The following is an 18648-nucleotide window of genomic DNA, read 5'->3' on the forward strand; positions in this document are numbered from 1 at the left end:
CGACGCGCGGACCGGGCGCCACACACCCGCGCGCACGGCGCCCGCGACGGGCGCCCGTTGTGTACCGGGACCGGTACGTCACCCCCCGTTCACCCTGGGCGACGAGGAACGTTGGATTCCAGGAGCACGCTCCCCGCGTGAGAAGAATCGCAGGCATCGTCCTCGCGGTCCTGCTGATCGGCGGAGTGGTGGCAGCCGTCGTAGCGGGCCGGGACAACGGGGACCAGGGCACGGCAACGAAGACCGTGCGCGCGGTGATCGGCTCGGAGAAGGCCACCTTCTTCGCCGATCAACAGGTGGTGGACGCCCTTGCCGCCGAGGGCTACACCGTGCGGACGGAGACGTCCGGGTCCTGGGCCATGGAAGGGCTCGACCTCGAGGGCTTCGACTTCGCCTTCCCCTCCAGCCAGGCACCCGCCGACGAACTCGCCGCGAAACTCGGCGTGCAGAAGCCACTGCCGCGGCCCTTCTACTCCCCGCTCGTCGTGGTCGCCCACCACAACGCCGCCGCGGTCCTCGACCGCAACGGGCTCGCGGACGTGGAGAGCGCACAGGGCAAGGGCGTCCTGCGCATGGAGGCGTTCCTCGACGCCGCCCGGGACGACCGGACCTGGCAGGAACTGAAGGGCGCCGAGCAGCACGGCGAGCTGACCGGCACCCTCTACACCGCCACCACCGACCCCGTCACGTCCAACTCCGGCGCCCTCTACCTCGCCGCCGCCTCCTACGTCGACAACGGCCTCAAGGTGGTCGCGGGCGACGCCGACATCCGGCGCGCCGCGCCGCTGCTGCGGAAGCTGGTCCAGGTGCAGGGCGCCCAGCAGCCCAGCTCGGACGCCGCCTTCACCGACTTCATCAGCGGCGCGGGCAAGCCGCTCGTCCTGGTCTACGAGTCCCAGGTCGCCGCCCTGCTCGCGGAGGGCGGCGCGGGCGTCACCGACGACCTGACCGTCCTCTACCCGGACACCACCGTCAACAGTGACCACACCGTCGTACCGCTCACCGAGGAGGGCCGCGCCGTCGGCCAGCTCCTCTCCACCGACCCGGAGCTGCGCAAGCTGGCCGTCAAGCACGGCTTCCGGCCGGAGCGCGGCACCGCCGAGTTCACGGCGGCCACCCAGGACCACACCGACCACCTCAACCAGCAACTGGACGGCATCAGTCAGGCGCCGGTGCCCACCTACGAGGTGCTGCGCGAGATGACACGCCGAGCGCGTGGACAGGGGGACAGCACATCATGAACGACCAGAGCGCCAGCTTCGGCCTCGGCCGGAGTCCGGGTCACAGCACCAGCCAGAACACCAGCCAGAGCACCAGCCAGAACAGCCACGTCAGCCTCGACGACACCTTCACGCTCACCCCACCGCAACCCGTCACCCCCGTACCGCCCGAGCGCGCCGGGGGGCTCGTCCCCGTCGACGACGGGGTGCGCACCGAGATGGCCCGCAAGGCCGCCGACTACGTCGCCTCGCTCGCCGCCCTCGACGCCCGCTCCCCCGAGTTCGCCGGGAAGGTCGGCGAGATCACCGCGCTCGGCGCCGGGGAGATGCGCACCGCCGCCGCGCAGTCCAACCGCATGCTGGAGCGGACCGTGCGCAGCCTGCCGTCCAAGGGCGGCGACGCCCAGTCGCAGGTCGCCGGGTCGCTGGTGGAGCTGCGCCGGGTGGTCGAGGACCTCGACCCGCGCGACCTGCCCGCGACCAAGGGACGCAGGTTCCTGTCCCGGCTGCCGGGCGGCAACCGGCTGCGCGACCACATCGCCAAGTACGCCTCCGCACAGGGCACCCTGAACCAGATCGTCGGCGCGCTGCGCGGCGGGCAGGACGAACTGCGCCGCGACAACGCCGCGTTGCAGACCGAGCGGGTCCGGCTGTGGGAGACCATGGGCAAGCTCCAGGAGTACGTGGTGCTCACCGAGGCCCTGGACACCGCCGTGGAGCGGCACATCGACGCCGCCGAGCCGCAGCAGGCCGACTCGCTCCGCGCCGACGTGCTCTTCCCGGTCCGGCAGAAGCACCAGGACCTGCTCACCCAGCTCGCGGTGTGCGCGCAGGGCTACCTCGCCATGGACGTCGTACGCCGCAACAACGACGAGCTGGTCAAGGGCGTCGACCGGGCGGCCACCACCACGGTGTCCGCGCTGCGCATCTCCGTGATGCTGGCCTCCGCGCTGGACCACCAGAAGAAGGTCGTCGACCAGGTCAACGCGTTGCGCGGCACCACCGAGGACCTGATCCGCGGCAACGCCGAGATGCTCGCCACGCAGAGCGGGGAGATCCAGCGGATCGCCGCGGACCCGGCGGTCGGCGCGGAGACCCTGCGGACCGCCTTCCAGCAGATCTACCGCACCCTCGACGCCATCGACACCTACAAGGTGCAGGCGACCGAGGCCATGGCGGCCACCGTGGAGTCCCTGACCAGCGAGTTGCAGCACGCCAGCGCGTACCTGGAGCGGAGCCGGTCGCAGGGCGCGCTGGAAGGGGGCCCGGCATGAGACGGCTGCTGGCCCTGCTGCTCGCCGCGTGCGCGGCGCTGACCGCCTGCACCGGACAGGACGGCGACGACCGGGACGACGACGGCGCCCCCGCCTACCAGCCGGGCACCCTGCGCGTCCTCGCCTCCAGCGAGCTGAGCGACATGACGCCCGTCCTGGACCAGGTCCGCGAGGACACCGGCATCACCGTCCGCCCCACCTACATGGGCACCCTCGACGCCGTGGACCTGCTCGCCAGCGGCAAGGCGGACGGCACCTACGACGCGGTGTGGCTGGCCTCCAACGACTATCTGCGGCTGCGCCCCGAGGCCGCGCAGGAGGTCGTCTCCGAGACGCCGGTGATGTCCAGCCCGGTCGCCATCGGCGTCAAGCCGGACACCGTCGACGAGCTGGGGTGGGAGCCGGAGAAGGTGACGTGGGCGCAGGTCGAGCGGGCCGTCCGGGACGGCGGGCTCACCTACGGCATGACCGACCCGACCCGCTCCAACTCGGGCTTCGCCACGCTGGTCTCGGTCGCCTCGGCGCTGTCCGGCGCCCAGTCCGCGCTCACCGACGCCGATGTGCGCCGGGCGACACCCCGGCTGAAGGACTTCTTCCAGGGGCAGCAGCTCACCTCGGGCTCCTCCGGCTGGCTGGCCCAGGCCTACCAGCGGCGCGGCACCGTGGACGCGCTGCTCAACTACGAGTCCGTCCTGCTCGGCATCCCCGACCTGACGGTGATCCGCCCCCGCGACGGCGTCGTCACCGCCGACTACCCGCTGTCCACGCTGGCGTCCTCCAACGCCACCGCCCGCGAGGACGTCCGGCGCCTGGCCGAGGCCCTGCGCTCGCCCGAGGCGCAGCGGCAGATCACCGGCACCACGCACCGCCGCCCGGTCGTCGCCGCCGTACCGCCAGGACCCGGTCTCGACCCGGCCCGCCGCCGGGAACTGCCCTTCCCCGGCAGCCGGTCGGTCGCCGACGGGCTGCTCGACAGCTACCAGAACGAGCTGCGCCGCCCCTCGCGGACGGTGTACGTCCTGGACACCTCCGGCTCGATGCAGGGCGACCGGCTCGACCGGCTGAAGCAGGCCCTCACCGACCTCACCGGCGACTTCCGCGAGCGCGAGGAGGTCACGCTGATGCCGTTCGGCTCGGCGGTGAAGGACGTCCTCACCCATGTCGTCGACCCGGCCGACCCGCAGACGGGCCTGGACGGCATCCGACGCGACACCGAGGCGCTCTCCGCCTGGGGCGACACCGCCGTCTACACCTCGCTGGCGAAGGCCTACGACCATCTGCGCACCGACAAGGACACCTTCACCTCGATCGTGCTGATGACGGACGGCGAGAACACCACCGGCGACGACGCCGGGGACTTCCAGTCCTTCCACGCGTCCCTCACCGGCGCCCAGCGCGACATCCCCGTCTTCCCGATCCTCTTCGGCGACTCCGACCGCTCGGAGCTGGAGCGCATCGCCGACCTGACCGGCGGCCGTCTCTTCGACGCCCGGCAGGGCTCGCTGGACGGCGCCTTCGAGGAGATCCGTGGCTACCAGTAGAGCGGCCCTGCGCTACCTCGAGTCGCGCAAGAACCTCACCGGCAGCGCCTGCGGGCTGCTGGGCCTGGTGCTGACGTTCACGGAGGTGGCGGGCCCGTACTGGCCCGTCGTCGTGTGCGGTCTGTACGGCGCGGGCGCGCTGATCGCGCCGCCGGAGCGGCCCGCGCTGCCGGAATTCCCCGACCCGTCCGCCCAACTGGAGGCGGTGCGCGCCGACTTCGAGCGGCTCGGCGGCTATCTGGCGGACGTGGAGCTGCCGACCGCCGCCGCGGAGCGCCTCACCGCGCTGACCGACCTGCTCGGCGCGCTCCTTGCGCCCGGCTGGGTCGCGGAGGTCCTGGCGGCCGACCCGGAGGGGGTGCACGCCGTCTCGCGGACCGTCCGGCAGGACATCCCGGAGGCCGTCGACGCGTTCGTACGGACCCGGTGGTGGCACCGGATGGCGCCGGGCCAGGAAGCGCCGGAGTCCCCTCTGGAGCGGCAGTTGACGCTGCTGCACGAGGAGGCCGAGCGGCTGGCGGCGGGCCTCAGGGAGATCGAGGCCCGCCGCCAGGAGTCGCACACCCGGTACCTGGAGGACCGGGGCGGCGGACTCAGCGCGTGACGTACACGGTCGCCGACGCGGTGGACGGCTGGTGCAGGTCGTCGCCGGGCCAGCTGACGGTGTAGGTGACCTCGCGGCGGGTGCGCGGCAGGTCGTCGATGGTGAAGGTGCCGTCGGCGGCGACGGTCACCGACGACAGGGTGCCCGTGCCGAGCCGGTCCGACCGCTCCACCTTCAGCACCGCCCGCTCCGGCAGCGCCTTGCCCCGCGCGGCGAACGTGCCCGTGATGTGCACGCCGCCCGACAGGGAGCCCTCCGCCGGGGCGGTGAGCGCGATCGAGGTGGGCGCCTTGCCGACGGTCACGGTACGGGTGAGGTCGGTGGCGGGGCGGTGGGTGAGGTCGCCGAGGAAGGAGACGGTGTAGGTGGCCTCGCCGACCAGGTCGGGCTCGTCGAGGACGGTGAAGGTGCCGTCGGACCTGACGGTGGCGGTGCCCAGGTCGTGGGTGCCGTGGGCGTCCTTGCGGGTCGCCGTCACCCGCAGCGGCTGGGTGGGGGCGGGCCCGTCGGACTCCAGCCTGCCGCGCACGGCGAGCGGCTCCCCGGCGACGGCCTCGGCGGGGCTGTGGCTCAGCTCGCCGGAGAAGCGGGTGTCGTACTGGACGGCCGGGGGCTGGATGACGTGCAGCCAGTACTGGCCGCCGGTGGCGTTGGTGGTGACCGCGAACAGCCGGGAGCCGTCGGCGGACCACTCCAGGCCGCGCGGGGCGACCCGGTCGCCGTCGAGGCTGCCCTCGAAGGCGAACTCCAGCGGCTCGGTGGCGTCGGCCGGGTCGGCGGGCTGGACCAGCAGGTCGGGCGTGGCGCCGGTGGCCGCCGCGCCCCGGGCGATGTACTTGCCGTCGCCGCCGAAGGCGACCGCGCTGGCGGTGGCACCGGCCGGGAGCGCCGGGTAGCCGGTCCCCGCGTCCGACAGGTCGTCGGTGTTGAGCAGCCGGGTGCCGTGCGAGGCGTCGGCGACGGCGATCTTGGCGCCGTCCGGGGAGACCGCCATGTCCTTGAGGTGGAGGGCGCCCTTGCCGTCGGCGTCGGCGAACCGGCGGGCGGCGTTGCGCACCAGCGTGGTGCCGCTGGCGTCGAACACCGTGAGGAACGGGTCCGGGGCCTTGGTGTTCAGCGGCTGGCCCATCACGAGCCGGTCCCCCGCCCCGGCCTCCAGCTGCAGGACGCCGAAGTCGTTCCAGCCGGTGCGCGTGTACCCGCCCGGGACGAGGGTGTCCAGGTTGGTCGGCACGGTGGCGCAGGAGTCGGCGGTGCCGTACGGGGTGGTGAAGTGCAGGGTGCCGCCGGACTGGGCCAGGGAGCGCCCGCAGACGTCGACCGAGACGTTGGTGGTGGCGGTCTGCTGGTGGGTGGTGGTGTCGAAGGCCAGGATCTGGGTGCGTCCGCCCACGTAGAGGGTGGAGCTGTCGGCGCTGAGGGCCAGGCCGGAGACGTAGTACTGGGTGTTGATGGTGGTGACGCGCTCGCCCTGGAAGTCGTACACGACGACGATTCCGGGGTTGGTGTAGTAGTTGGTGCTGCTGTCCGCGACGTACACGCGCTGGTGCACGGAGTCCACGGCCATCGCCGAGTACGAGCCGATCGGCAGCTTGGCCACCACGTCGGAGGCCGCCGCGTGGGCCGCGGGCGCGGCGGCGACGGTCAGTCCGGTCCCGGCGAGCGCGGCGGCGAGGACGGTGGCCGCGAGCCGTCTGGGACGGTGTGCTGTGTTCAACTGTGCCCCCCACAGGCTGTGTTGAGCCCCGTCGGACGCGACGGGACTCGTGTGTCACCCATGTAACAGGGGTGAAGATCATGTGATCAAGGGGGCGCGCGGGCTGGTTGAGCGCAACGGCAGCACGCCCCGCACGCCGTTGTGCGGGGCCCGGTTCGTGACAATGTGCCGCCGCCCGCGGCCGACCGTGACGATCGCTGGTCAGGGCTCCCATCGAGGGGTCGGCCGCGGGGGTTCTCGGGGTGGGCGTCAGCCCAGGCGCCGCACCAGGGCGCGGTACTCGTCCCACAGCTCCTGGGGAGTGTGGTCGCCGAAGGTGTTGAGGTGCTCGGGGACCAGGGCGGCCTCCTCGCGCCAGACCTCCTTGTCGACGGTGAGCAGGAAGTCCAGGTCGCTGTCGGAGAGTGCGAGGCCGTCGGTGTCGAGCGCGCCCTTGGCGGGCAGCACGCCGATCGGCGTCTCGACGCCGTCCGCCTTGCCCTCAAGGCGCTCCACGATCCACTTCAGGACGCGGCCGTTCTCACCGAAGCCGGGCCAGACGAAGCGGCCCTCGTCGTCCTTGCGGAACCAGTTGACGTAGTAGATCTTCGGCAGCTTGGACTGGTCCTTGTCCTTGGCCACGTCGATCCAGTGACCCATGTAGTCGCCCATGTTGTAGCCGCAGAACGGCAGCATGGCGAACGGGTCGCGGCGCAGCTCGCCGACCTTGCCCTCGGCGGCGGCGGTCTTCTCGGAGGCCACGTTGGCGCCGAGGAAGACGCCGTGGTTCCAGTCGAAGGACTCCGTCACCAGGGGTACGGCGGTGGCGCGACGGCCGCCGAAGAGGATCGCCGAGATCGGCACGCCCTTGGGGTCCTCCCACTCCGGCGCGATGATCGGGCACTGCGCGGCGGGCACGGTGAAGCGGGCGTTGGGGTGCGCGGCGGGCGTCCCGGACTCGGGGGTCCAGGCGTTGCCCTTCCAGTCGGTGAGGTGGGCCGGGCCCTCCTCGGTCATGCCCTCCCACCACACGTCGCCCTCGTCGGTGAGGGCGACGTTGGTGAAGACGGCGTTGCCCCACAGCGTCTTCATCGCGTTGGCGTTGGTGTGCTCGCCGGTGCCGGGCGCGACGCCGAAGAAACCGGCCTCGGGGTTGATGGCGTACAGACGGCCGTCCTCGCCGAAGCGCATCCAGGCGATGTCGTCGCCGATGGTCTCGACCGTCCAGCCGGAGATCGTGGGCTCCAGCATGGCGAGGTTGGTCTTGCCGCAGGCGGAGGGGAAGGCCGCGGCGACGTACTTGGACTCGCCGGTGGGCGGGGTGAGCTTGAGGATCAGCATGTGCTCGGCGAGCCAGCCCTCGTCGCGGGCCATGACGGAGGCGATGCGCAGGGCGTAGCACTTCTTGCCGAGCAGGGCGTTGCCGCCGTAGCCGGAGCCGTAGGACCAGATCTCGCGGGTCTCCGGGAAGTGGGAGATGTACTTGGTCTGGTTGCAGGGCCACGGGACGTCCTGCTGGCCGGGCTCCAGGGGGGCGCCGAGCGAGTGCACGGCCCGCACGAAGAAGCCCTCGTCGCCCAGTTCGTCCAGGACCGGCTGTCCCATGCGGGTCATGGTGCGCATGGAGACGGCGACGTACGCCGAGTCGGTGATCTCGACGCCGATCGCGGACAGCGGCGAGCCGAGCGGGCCCATGCAGAAGGGCACGACGTACATGGTCCGGCCGCGCATGGAGCCGCGGAACAGGCCCTTGTCACCGCTGAAGATCTCCCGCATCTCGGCGGGGGCCTTCCAGTGGTTGGTGGGACCGGCGTCCTCCTCCTTCTCGGAGCAGATGAAGGTCCGGTCCTCGACGCGGGCCACGTCGGTGGGGTCGGAGGCCGCGTAGTAGGAGTTGGGGCGCTTGATCGGGTCGAGCTTGCGGAAGGTGCCCGCCTCGACGAGCTGCCCGCACAGCCGCTCGTACTCGGCCTCGGATCCGTCACACCAGACCACGCTGTCCGGCTGGGTCAGTTCGGCGATCTCGTTGACCCACGAGATCAGTTCCTGGTGGTTGGTCGGAATGACGGGGGGAGCCGCGATATCGCGCGCCACGATCGCTCCTAGGTGAGGGTTTGTCGTGAGGGATATGTCGTTGTCTGCCCCGTGGGGGCCGCGACCCGGATGCTTCGCTGGTTCCGCCGCGCGCTCATCCGGTGCCGACCGCACTCATATGATCATGCGATGCGAGTGCCCATCTGTCCAGAGGGCCTCACAACTGAGCAACGTGACCATCGCCACGTGTGAAATGTCACTTTACGTGCGCATTGCGTTCAGCCAACCGTTCCTTTACGCCACCCGGGGGGCCACTCCGCCCGCCCCAACTCCCGTGAGACGATGGCCACTACCGGCGCCGGACTGATCCGTAACTTACGGTTCCGTAGGTACGATGTGGTGTATGACTGCGTCCGTCCCCGACGCGCCCATGGACACGCCGGCCGCCGGCCGCGTCTCCGCGGCGCTCTCCCTGCCGCACCCGATCAAGCCCAAGCTCCGCGGCTGGCTGCATCTCGGCATGTTCCCGGCCGTCCTCGTCGCGGGTCTGGTGCTCACCGCCCTCGCCGACTCCCCCCGGGGACGCCTGGCCTGCGGGATCTACGCCCTGACGGCATGCCTGCTGTTCGGCGTGAGCGCGCTGTACCACCGGGGTGACTGGAGTCCGCGCATGGACGGCGTCCTGCGCAGGCTGGACCACGCCAACATCTTCCTGATCATCGCGGGCACCTACACCCCGCTGACGATCCTGCTGCTCCCGGGCGCCCAGGGGCAGTGGCTGCTGTGGGGCATCTGGGCCGCCGCGCTCGCCGGGATACTCTTCCGGGTCTTCTGGGTCGGCGCCCCGCGCTGGCTCTACACCCCGTGCTACATCGCCATGGGCTGGGCGGCCGTCTTCTACCTCCCCGACTTCCTGCGCACCGGCGGCATCGCCGTCCTGGTCCTGGTGATCGTCGGCGGGCTGCTCTACAGCGCGGGCGGGGTGGTCTACGGCATCAAGCGCCCCAACCCGTCACCGCGCTGGTTCGGCTTCCACGAGGTCTTCCACTCGTTCACGCTGGCGGCGTTCATCGCGCACTACGTGGGGATCTCGCTGGTGGCGTACCAGCACGCGTAACCACCGCTCACCGTTCAGCAAAGGCCACGGCTCACGCCGTGGCCTTTCCCATGTCCCTCCCCGGGGATATTGACAGAGACTACCTTCTGAGAGCTACTCTCAGTTCATGTCAGCTGTCACTCCGTCGGTCGGACGCCGCCGCTGGGCGGTGCTCGCAGCCCTGGCCGCGAGCACCCTGGTGCTCGGCTTCCAGCTCACCGACGTGGTGTCCGTGGTCGTCTTCGCGGCGCTGACGCTCCCCGCCGGACTGCTCGGCGACCGGTTCGGGCGGCGCCGGATGCTGCTCACCGGGCTCGGCGTCCTGCTCGCCGGTTCCCTCCTCGGCGCGCTGGCCGGGGACGAGCGCGCGGTCGTCGTGGCGCGGGTCGCGATGGGCGTCGGCGGGGCGCTGCTCGTGCCGCTGTCGCTGTCCGTGCTGCCCACGCTGTTCGGGCCCTCCGAGCGCCTGCGGGCCGTCGGGATCGTCTCGGCCGCCTCCGCGCTGGGCATGCCGCTCGGGCCCGTCCTGGGCGGACGGCTCTCGGACCACTTCTGGTGGGGCTCGGTCCTCCTGGTCAACGTCCCGCTGCTCGCCCTGGGCATCGCGGCCTGCCTGTTCCTGCTGCCCGACCCGGAGGACGCCGCCCCCGTCGGCGTCGACGCCCTCTCCACCGCGCTCACCGCCGCCGGGCTCGGCTCCCTCGTCTACGCCGTCATCCAGGCGCCCGTGCGCGGCTGGGGCGACCCGCTGGTCCTGGGGCTGCTCGGCGGGTCGCTGGTGGTGCTCACCGCGCTGGTGCGGCGGGAACGGCGGGCCGCGCGCCCCACGCTCGACCTGGCGCTGCTCGGCGACCGCGGCTTCCTGCTCAACGCCGGAACCGCCACGCTGGTGACCTTCGTGCTGGCGGGGCTGCTGTTCCTGCTGCCGCCGTACCTCCAGGCGGTCCTCGGGCACGACGCCTTCGGCACCGGGCTGCGGCTGCTGCCCGTCATGGGCGGTCTGCTGATCGCCGCGCGGGCGGCACAGCCGCTGGTGGACCGGCTCGGCTCCCAGTCGGTGGTGAGCGCGGGCCTGGTGGTGCTGGCCTTCGCCGCGTTCCTCGGCAGCCGTACGGCGGCCGACTCCGACTACGGCTACACCGCGCTGTGGCTGTCCCTGGCGGGCATTGGCTTCGGCTTCTCGATGGTCCCGACGATGGACGGGGCGCTGGCCGTGCTGCCCGCCGACCGGTCCGGCGGCGGCTCCGGGCTGCTGATGGCCCTGCGCCAGGTCGGCGGCGCGATCGGCATCGCCCTGCTGGGCAGTCTCCTCGCCGGGGTCTACCGCGCCGGGCTGGACGTCACCGGCCTGCCCTCGGCGGCGGCCGACACCGCCGGTGAGTCGGTCGTCGCCGCGCACCTGATCGCCACCGAGACCGGCGCCCCCGCCCTCGCGGCCTCCGCGGACGCCGCCCACGTCCAGGGCATGGCCGTGGTGCTGCTGGTGTGCGGGGTCGCGGCGCTGGCGGCGGCGTTACTGGCGGCGGCGCTGTTACCCGGCGTCGCGGCAGCGGACGCCGCCGCGACGGGCGGGGGCAAGGTCGGAAAGGTCAGGCACGTCAGACAGATCGCGGGACGGAGCGAAGGCTGATGTTCGACATCGAGGCATACGACAGCCGGTACTTCCCGGTCGAGGCGGACACCGCCCGCACCGAGGAGCCCGACGACCCGGTGTCGCTGCGGCTGATCACCACGGCCCCGGAGCCCGGTCCCGCCCACGCCATCGGCCCCTCCTGGGAGGTCTGACCGCACCCGGGCGCGGCGCCTGACATCCTGAGTGCCGTGAACGGACCCCAGATCCACGTCGAATTCGACCCAGGAATCCACCTGTTCGTCCCCGCCGCCCGCCGCGCCGGACCCACCCCGCTGACCACCGACGGCGTCTCCACCCTCGGCCATGTCGTCGAGTCCCTGGGCGTACCCCTGACCGAGGTCGGCGCCCTCGTCGTGGACGGCCGCGAGGTGACCACCGCGCACATCCCGGCCGCCGGTGAGTCCGTCGCCGTACGCGCGGTGACCCGCCCCCAACGCGTCCCGGGCGCGCCCCTGCGGTTCCTGCTCGACGTCCACCTCGGCACGCTGGCCCGGCGGCTGCGGCTGCTCGGCGTGGACACGGCGTACGAGTCGACGGACATCGGCGACCCGGCGCTCGCCGCGCGCTCGGCCGCCGAGCGGCGGGTGATGCTCAGCCGCGACCGGGGGCTGCTGCGGCGCCGTGAGCTGTGGGCCGGGGCGTTCGTCTACTCCACCCGGCCCGACGACCAACTCCGCGACGTCCTCGACCGGTTCGCGCCCGCACTGCGGCCGTGGACGCGGTGCACCGCCTGCAACGGGATGTTGCGGGCGGCGACGAAGGAGGAGGTCGCGGACCAGTTGAAGGGCGGGACGCAGCGGTCGTACGACGTGTTCGCGCGGTGTGGGGAGTGTGGGCGGGCGTACTGGAAGGGGGCGCATCACGATCAGTTGGAGGCGATCGTCGAGCGGGCGCTCGCGCTCCGCGCGGAGCGGGGATAGGGGCGTGGGGGGGGTTGGGGTCGTAGGGAACCGCGGGTCCGTTGTGGCTGGTCGCGCCCACGGCGGAACCGCGTATCGATACAGCCCCCACGCCCCTGGAAGGGGCGCTCAGCGCCTGGTCAGGTCCTTCTTCCCGCAGGCTTTGCCGTCCCCGTCGCGGTCCAGGTGCAAGGGGTCGTCCGTGCCGTTGAGGGTCAGTCGGCCGTAGCCGTTCGTCTTCAGCCAGGTGCAGCGGGACTTCGTCGTCGCCTGCACCGTGGGCGGGAAGGTGGTCGGTACGCAGACGTTGGCGGAGCCGTAGTGGCGGTCGCAGCCGGAGACCGTCGGGGGGACCGGGTGGGAGGCGCGCTTCTTGCCCGCCTCGGTGACCTTGCCCTCCGGGGAGTCCGCGAACGAGTGGACATGGGCCGAGGCCAACGCCTGTGGGCCCTGGAGGTGGATCCACTCGGCCACCGACGGGACCCCGTTGGCGTCTACCGCGAAGAGCATGTACCAGCCGGGCGGGGCCAGGTTGGGGTTGCTCGTGACGTTCAGGTCGACGTTGTTGCCGTCCACGCTCAACGGCAGGTCGACGAACCGCTGGTTGGGGTCGGAGGAGTGGGTGACGGCCGCCGGGCGGATCAGTTCGGCCCTGGCGATCGGACGGTCCACGGTGATGCGCTGGGTGTCGCCGTAGGTCCACTCGGTGTCGATGACGGAGGTGATGGCCGGGCGGTCGCCCTTGAGGAGGTAGGGCGGGGTGTAGACGGAGACGTCGTGGTTCCAGGAGCCGTTGCCCGGGTTGTCGCCGGTGGTCATCACCCGGCCGTCGGGCAGCAGGAACGCCGAGGAGTGGTAGCCGCGGGCCTCCGGGTCTGCGGCGACCGGGTCGAAGGTGTCCGTCGCCGGGTCGAAGATCGACGTCTCGTAGACCGGGTCGGCCCGGTTGTGCAGCGCGCCGCCGGTCTCCAGCACCTTGCCGTCCGGCAGCAGGACCGCGGAGACGTACATCTTGCCCTGGGCGCCGGTCTGCGGGACGGGCCCGGCACCGAGGTCGACGGTGCCCTGCGGGAGGGGCGGACCGGCGGTGTAGGCCGGGTCGGGCTGCTTGAGGTCGATGATGTCGGTGAGGCGGTTGGCGTCGGGGTTGGAGTCGATGTTGCCGCCGCCGAGGGTGAGGACGCGCTGGTCCTGCGCCGGGGGCAGCAGCACGGACGCGGACTGGTCGCGCTGGTCCTTGTTCTGGAGGCCGGGCACCTGGGTGACGGTGTTGGCGCCGTAGTCGTAGATCGCCGAGCCGGTGCCGGGGATGTTGTTGCCGAAGACATGGCTGCCGGAGTAGAAGAGGCGGCCGTCCTGCATGAGGATCATCGACGGGTACAGGCCCCAGTAGGACCAGGTCTGGTTGACCTTCCACAGTTCGAGCCACTTCTGCTCGGCCTGTGAGAAGACCTCCGCGGTCACCGAGCCGGTGGAGTCCTCCTTCAGCCCGCCGAAGGAGATCACGTCACCGTTGCCGAGGATGGTCGCCGACGGGTACCAGTGCCCGTCGTTCATGTCGTTGGTCCTGGTGTACGTCTCGGTGGTGGGGTCGAAGACGTACGAGCCCTTGTACCCCTGGTAGCCGATGGTGCCGTCCGCCGACGGATAGCCCTTGTTGCCGCTCATCACCAGCACCCGCCCGTCCTGGAGCTGGACGTGCCCGGCGCAGAACATGTCGTCCGGGGTGGGGACGATCCGGTACGAGCCGTTCGCGGGGTCGTAGACGGCGGAGGTGAAGGTGCCCGCCTCGAACATCTCCTCGCTGTTGCCGGAGCCCGCGATCAGCAGCACCTTGCCGTTGTGCAGCACGACGGAGTGCATGGAGCGCACCGGGTTCCGCACCGGCAGCACGTCCCAGCGGCCGTTGGCGCACTCCTCGGCGGTGCCCGTGCAGTCGGGCGGCGGGGTGACGTCGGGGACCTGCTCCATCGTGTAGTCGTCGGTGGTCGCCGAGCCGGTGCCGTACACCGACACGCCCCAGGAGATCCGGTCGGTGCCCGCCGGGACCTCGGGGGTGCGCACGGTCGCCCGGGTCCAGTCGGCGGCCATGCCGAGGGTCTTCAGGTCGGTCCAGTACTGCCAGCCCGCGGTGGTGTCGTGCCGGAAGAGGGTGATGTTGGCGTCCGGGGTGGTCGTCTTGTACCAGAGCGACAGGTCGTACTGCTTGCCCGCGCTGACCGTCGGCGCGCACTGCGCGGACTCGGTGATCAGCGCCTTGCGGTCGCCCTCGGTGCGCCGGGTCAGGGTGACCTTCATGGCCTTGGACCCGGTGTGGGCGTCGGCGACCGTCTCGTAGCTGAAGTCGTTGTCGCCCCAGCCGGACTTGGACCAGCAGTACGGCATGTCGCCGGTGCCCGCGGTCTCGAAGCCGGGGTTGGTGATGAGGTTGGCCGCGGCGGCGGGGTGGGGCGAGGCCAGGAGGAGACCGGCGGTGAGCGCGCCCACCGCCAGCAGGGCGGTTCGCGGTCTGTGCCCCAGCCGTCCGAACCTCGGCTGTCTGCGCCTCAGCTGTCCGTACCTCATACGGTCCTCCTCGTGTTGCGGCTCCCGCTCGGCAGGTAGACCAGCGCCTCGGTGCCGACGAAGCGCAGGACGAAGGTGGTCACCAGCGCGAGCGCGGTGGCGGGCAGCGCGTCCATCCCGAACCGGCTGACCAGCAGCGCGATCAGCGGGAGGCGCAGCAGCAGATCGGCGTTGGCGAGCAGCGCGAACCGGCCGAGCCGGTCCCACCAGCGCCGGAACGACCGGCGGTCGCGGAACAGCAGATGCTCGATGAGCAGGAAGTTCCAGGCGACGCCGAGCTGGTTGGCGAGGATCTCGGCGGGCAGGTAGTGCAGGCCCGCCCCGGTGAGCGTCCACAGGGCGAGCAGGTTGGGGAGGAACCCGCTGACGCCGATCAGCCCGAAGACGACCATGCGGGCCAACGGTGAGGAGGTGCGCAGCCCGACCAGGTGGCGCAGGAACCGCATGCCCTCCCGCGCGCTGGACTTGGACTCCCCCGCGAACCGTTCCTGGAAGACGAACGGCACCTCGCTGACGCGGCGGGGGCGGCTGCGGACCGCCAGTTCCAGGAGGATCTTGTAGCCGAGGGGCTTGAGGACCTCGGCGGTGACGGCGCTGCGCCGGATGGCGAAGAAGCCGCTCATCGGGTCGCTGATGCCGTGCAGGCGGCGCGGGAAGAGGGACTTGGTCAGCCAGGTCGCCGCCCGGGACACGGCGACGCGGTAGCTGCCCGCGAGCCCGGCGCGGCTGCCGCCCTTGGTGTAGCGGGAGGCGACGACCAGTCCGGCGCCCGCCCGCTCACCGGTGGCGACGAGGTCGGGGACGAGGGACGGCGGGTGCTGGCAGTCGCCGTCCATGACGACGATCCACTCCGACCCGGCCACCGTGATGCCCGCCACGACCGCGCCGCCGAGGCCGCCGACGGGTTCCTCCCGGCGCAGCACGGCCACCGGAAAAGGGCAGTCCTTCGCCGCCTCCTCGATGATCTCCGGGGTGTCGTCGGTGGAGTCGTCGACGAAGAGGACCTCACAGGGCAGCCGGGACGGCACCGACTCGGTGATCTGGTGCAGCAGCCGCCGTACGTTCGCGGCCTCGTTGAAGGTCGGTACGACGATGGTGACGGCGCCCGGTTCGGCCACCTCGGCCGCGATGGCGGCCGGGTCGCCCAACTCGCCGGGGACGGTGGACTCCTGGCTCATCGGGCGCCTCCCGCGGTGGTGTCGAGCCGTCGGATCTCGATGCGGTCCTCGCCGGTGCCGAAGACGGCGACCGGTGTGGAGTGCTCGATGGCGGCCCGGACGATCGGCAGGTCCACGGCGTCCCGGCGCACCGTCGGCGAGGCGACCACGTAGTCCAGGTCCCGCCAGCCGCGCTCCATCGTCTCCCGCACCGAGGGGTCGAGGTCGGCCTTGTAGAACCAGATGACGCCGTCCCCGGCCCGGTACCCGGCGTGCACCAGGTCCAGCCAGAGCGCGTCGTCGACGAGCACCCGGGTGTCCCGCGGCTCGGCCACCTCGCTGCCGAGCCAGCGGGCGGCGGCCCGGTAGGGAGCGTTGGCGTCGGCGGTGACGGCGGTGCGGTCACCGTCGTACCAGCGGGGTACGACATGGGCGGCGGCGCCGATCGCGAGGACCGCGGCGAGGGCGTACCGTCCGCCGACGAGCCACCGGGGCTCTCCCGTGCGGCGGCCCCGGCGCAGCACGGCGTGGGCGACGGAGGCGGTGCCGCCCGCGAGGACGAGGGCGAGGAAGGGCAGCGCCTGGATGATGTACATCGCGGGCAGATAGCCGTTGGGGCGCAGCGCCAGCGCGGCGAAGACGGCCACGGCGAGGGCGGGTCCGGCGAGCGCGCGGGCGGTGACCGACCAGCGCCACCCGGCGAGCAGCAGCAGGGCTCCGGCGAGTCCGCCGAGCGGCAGGACACGGTCGTAGTAGAGCCAGGACTCCAGGACGCCGTGGGAGCCGGAGCCCTCGTCGAGGAGGAAGCCCGAACCGGGTCTGGTCATCTGGTACCTGACGCCCTCCCAGAGGGAGACATGGCCGCTGCCGGGGAGGAGTTCGCCCTTGAGGAGGGCGAACAGCGGGTACGACAGGCCGATCAGGGCGCAGGCGGTGGTGGCGCCGGTGAGGGCGAACTTGCGGGTGTCGCGGTGGCTGTGCCGCCACATGGTGACCAGCAGCGCCGGGAGGACGACGAGCATCGTCTCCTTGGTGAGCACGGCGGTGGCGGCGGCTACGCCCGCGCCGAAGTGGTGCCAGAGGTGGCGGCTGGGCGAGGCGGCCAGGCAGAACGCCAGCAGCGTCCACATCACGGCGAGGTTGTCGAGGAAGATCTCCCGCTGCAGCACGACGGACAGCGGGGAGAGCCCGAACAGGGCCATGGCGAGTCCGGCGGCCCAGCGGGGCAGGGCGAGGCGGCGGGCGAGGACGTAGAGGAGGATCGCGCTGACCGCGCTGACCAGCAGCATCACCGCGCGCATGGTGCCGACGGTCATCGACTCGGGGCTCAGCCAGGCGGGTATCCAGGTGAGCAGGGCGAGTTGGATCCAGCCGAGCGGCGGATGGTCGTACCAGTAGGTGTAGTGGGCGAGGCCCGCGCCCTGCTGGACGGCCCAGGCCTGGGCGAGGTAGGTGCCCTCGTCGTCGCTGAGGGTGGGGTAGTCGGCGATGTTCCAGCCCTGTACGACCATGATCGCGACCAGCAGGGCGCCGCACAGGAGCAGGTCGGGGCGGGAGGAGCGGAGGCGGCTGGGCGGCGTCGCCCGGCGGGCCGGAGCGGTTGCGGGCGCGGCTGTCCGCGCCGCGGGGACCTGGGTGGTGGTCGCCGCGGGGAGGGTGGAGGTCACGCGGGAACGTCCTCTCGGTTCGCCTGGGCGAGATGTGCGCCGACGTGGCTGGTCAGCTCCCAGTCGTTACGGCCGCGCTGCTCGCGCCAGACGGCGCGGACGGCGGCTCCGGCGAGCAGCACCTGGTAGAAGGGGCCGCCGACGACGAGCTTGAGGTAGTGCACGAGGCGGACGCGCAGGCCGTACTGCTTGCCGAAGTCATGCAGCCCGACGACCTCGAAGACGAAGGTGACCAGGGCGGTGACGGCGGGCAGGAAGGTGATGAAGGCGATGCCCACGGGGACGTCGAGGAAGAGGGCGACGGCCACGTTGAGCGGGATGACGACGCCGGTGAAGGCCTGCATGAACGGCGTCATCAGGGTGTAGCGGGCGAGCAGCCGCTGCCCGACGGTGGGCAGTTGCCGCCAGTCCCTCTTCCGGTACACCTGGAGGAAGCCCTGGTTCCAGCGGGTGCGCTGCTTCAGCAGCGAGATCAGGGAGCCCGGGGTCTCCTCCCGGGTGACCATGTCGGAGTCGTAGGCGACGACGACCTTCTTGCCGGTGCTGGACAGCCGTACGCCCAGGTCGCAGTCCTCGGCGAGGCAGTCCGGGTCCCAGCCGTCGGCGTCCCGCAGGACGCCGGTGCGGACGAAGACGGTGTTGCCGCCGAGGGGGATGAACCCCTTCTGCGCGTGCAGGTGGAGCCGGGAGCGGAACCAGAAGAAGTACTCCAGGCAGTTGCGCAGGCTGTACCAGCTGGAGTGGAAGTTGATCAGCTGGACGCCGCCCTGCACCACGTCCGCGCCGGTGGTGCGGAAGGCGTGGTCGACATGGGCGAGCAGTTCGGGATGGACCTGGTCCTCGGCGTCGAAGACCCCGACGACGTCGCCGCGGCAGTGCGGCAGCGCCGTGTTCATGGCCTTGGGCTTGTTCTTCTTCTGGTGGGTGTCGACGACGACCCGTACCCGGGGGTCGCGGTCGGCGGCGGCCTCGGCGACGGCGGTCGTCTCCGGGTCGTCGTGGCCGACGATGACGATGATCTCGAAGTCGGTGTGGGTGGACTCCAGCAGCCGCTGGATGGTGTGGTCCAGCACGGCCTGTTCGTGCCGGGCCGGGAGCAGCAGCGAGAACGACACGTGCTCGGCGCCGTCCGGCCTGCTGAAGCGGGTGGAGGCCAGCACCTCGGGCGTGCGCCACGCGTGCATCTGCCACCACAGGGTGAAGGCGGCCATCCAGAACAGGGCCAGTGAGACGGCAGCGACGAAGACAGACGTCAGCAAGAA

General features: G+C 71.8%; 14 protein-coding genes. 8 read left to right on the top strand and 6 right to left on the bottom strand.

Annotation, left to right across the window (positions count from 1 at the left end):
* The first annotated feature begins 137 nt into the window (after positions 1-137).
* Genes ACFVQG_RS20640 through ACFVQG_RS20655 form a run of 4 tightly spaced genes read left to right on the top strand, consistent with a single transcriptional unit; the run spans position 138 to position 4639 of the window.
* Positions 138-1241: a hypothetical protein gene (locus ACFVQG_RS20640; RefSeq protein ID WP_383384997.1), complete on the top strand. Its 1104-nt coding sequence runs from the start codon at positions 138-140 to the stop codon at positions 1239-1241.
* Positions 1238-2494 carry a toxic anion resistance protein gene (locus ACFVQG_RS20645; protein ID WP_383385000.1) on the top strand — a complete coding sequence of 419 codons (1257 nt, stop codon included), beginning with the start codon at positions 1238-1240 and terminating at the stop codon, positions 2492-2494. Before ACFVQG_RS20640 ends, ACFVQG_RS20645 begins: the two co-directional genes overlap by 4 nt.
* Positions 2491-4035 carry a substrate-binding domain-containing protein gene (locus tag ACFVQG_RS20650; protein WP_383385003.1) on the top strand — a complete coding sequence of 515 codons (1545 nt, stop codon included), beginning with the start codon at positions 2491-2493 and terminating at the stop codon, positions 4033-4035. The genes ACFVQG_RS20645 and ACFVQG_RS20650 overlap by 4 nt, the downstream gene beginning before the upstream one ends.
* Positions 4022-4639, top strand: coding sequence for a hypothetical protein (locus ACFVQG_RS20655; RefSeq protein ID WP_383385006.1), 618 nt, complete (start codon positions 4022-4024; stop codon positions 4637-4639). Before ACFVQG_RS20650 ends, ACFVQG_RS20655 begins: the two co-directional genes overlap by 14 nt.
* Here ACFVQG_RS20655 and ACFVQG_RS20660 read toward each other — a convergent pair.
* Together ACFVQG_RS20660 and ACFVQG_RS20665 are read right to left on the bottom strand one after the other, a co-directional pair.
* Positions 4629-6356 (bottom strand): Ig-like domain repeat protein, encoded by a 1728-nt coding sequence (locus tag ACFVQG_RS20660; protein ID WP_383385010.1) that lies wholly within the window; start codon positions 6354-6356, stop codon positions 4629-4631. The two genes, ACFVQG_RS20655 and ACFVQG_RS20660, sit on opposite strands and share 11 nt — an antisense overlap.
* A 249-nt stretch (positions 6357-6605) precedes the next feature.
* Complete coding sequence (locus ACFVQG_RS20665) at positions 6606-8429, bottom strand: phosphoenolpyruvate carboxykinase (GTP) (protein ID WP_383385013.1); 1824 nt, start codon at positions 8427-8429, stop codon at positions 6606-6608.
* A gap of 343 nt (positions 8430-8772) precedes the next feature.
* On the opposite strand from ACFVQG_RS20665, the gene ACFVQG_RS20670 reads away from it, so the two are divergent.
* The 4 genes from ACFVQG_RS20670 (at position 8773) to ACFVQG_RS20685 (ending at position 12018) form a co-directional block, all read left to right on the top strand.
* Complete coding sequence (locus ACFVQG_RS20670) at positions 8773-9486, top strand: hemolysin III family protein (RefSeq protein WP_383385016.1); 714 nt, start codon at positions 8773-8775, stop codon at positions 9484-9486.
* A gap of 106 nt (positions 9487-9592) precedes the next feature.
* Positions 9593-11095, top strand: coding sequence for an MFS transporter (locus tag ACFVQG_RS20675; protein WP_383385019.1), 1503 nt, complete (start codon positions 9593-9595; stop codon positions 11093-11095).
* Positions 11095-11250 (top strand): hypothetical protein, encoded by a 156-nt coding sequence (locus ACFVQG_RS20680; RefSeq protein WP_383385022.1) that lies wholly within the window; start codon positions 11095-11097, stop codon positions 11248-11250. The genes ACFVQG_RS20675 and ACFVQG_RS20680 overlap by 1 nt, the downstream gene beginning before the upstream one ends.
* A 36-nt stretch (positions 11251-11286) precedes the next feature.
* Positions 11287-12018 carry a Mut7-C RNAse domain-containing protein gene (locus ACFVQG_RS20685; protein ID WP_383385025.1) on the top strand — a complete coding sequence of 244 codons (732 nt, stop codon included), beginning with the start codon at positions 11287-11289 and terminating at the stop codon, positions 12016-12018.
* 108 nt (positions 12019-12126) lie between these two features.
* Here ACFVQG_RS20685 and ACFVQG_RS20690 read toward each other — a convergent pair whose 3' ends face one another.
* The 4 genes from ACFVQG_RS20690 to ACFVQG_RS20705 are packed head-to-tail and all read right to left on the bottom strand — an operon-like array spanning position 12127 to position 18645.
* Entirely contained in the window at positions 12127-14562 is a 2436-nt protein-coding gene (locus tag ACFVQG_RS20690) for a galactose oxidase-like domain-containing protein (protein ID WP_383385028.1), read from the bottom strand.
* The gene (locus ACFVQG_RS20695; protein ID WP_383385031.1) at positions 14559-15740 is read right to left on the bottom strand and encodes a glycosyltransferase; all 1182 of its coding nucleotides are present in this window, start codon (positions 15738-15740) and stop codon (positions 14559-14561) included. Before ACFVQG_RS20695 ends, ACFVQG_RS20690 begins: the two co-directional genes overlap by 4 nt.
* Positions 15737-17386, bottom strand: a complete 1650-nt coding sequence (locus tag ACFVQG_RS20700; protein ID WP_383385034.1) for an ArnT family glycosyltransferase — start codon at positions 17384-17386, stop codon at positions 15737-15739. Before ACFVQG_RS20700 ends, ACFVQG_RS20695 begins: the two co-directional genes overlap by 4 nt.
* Positions 17383-18645, bottom strand: a complete 1263-nt coding sequence (locus ACFVQG_RS20705) for a glycosyltransferase (RefSeq protein ID WP_383385037.1) — start codon at positions 18643-18645, stop codon at positions 17383-17385. The genes ACFVQG_RS20700 and ACFVQG_RS20705 overlap by 4 nt, the downstream gene beginning before the upstream one ends.
* Positions 18646-18648 lie beyond the last annotated feature (3 nt).

The sequence above is a fragment of the Streptomyces sp. NPDC057877 genome, assembly GCF_042796855.1.
Lineage (GTDB): Bacteria > Actinomycetota > Actinomycetes > Streptomycetales > Streptomycetaceae > Streptomyces.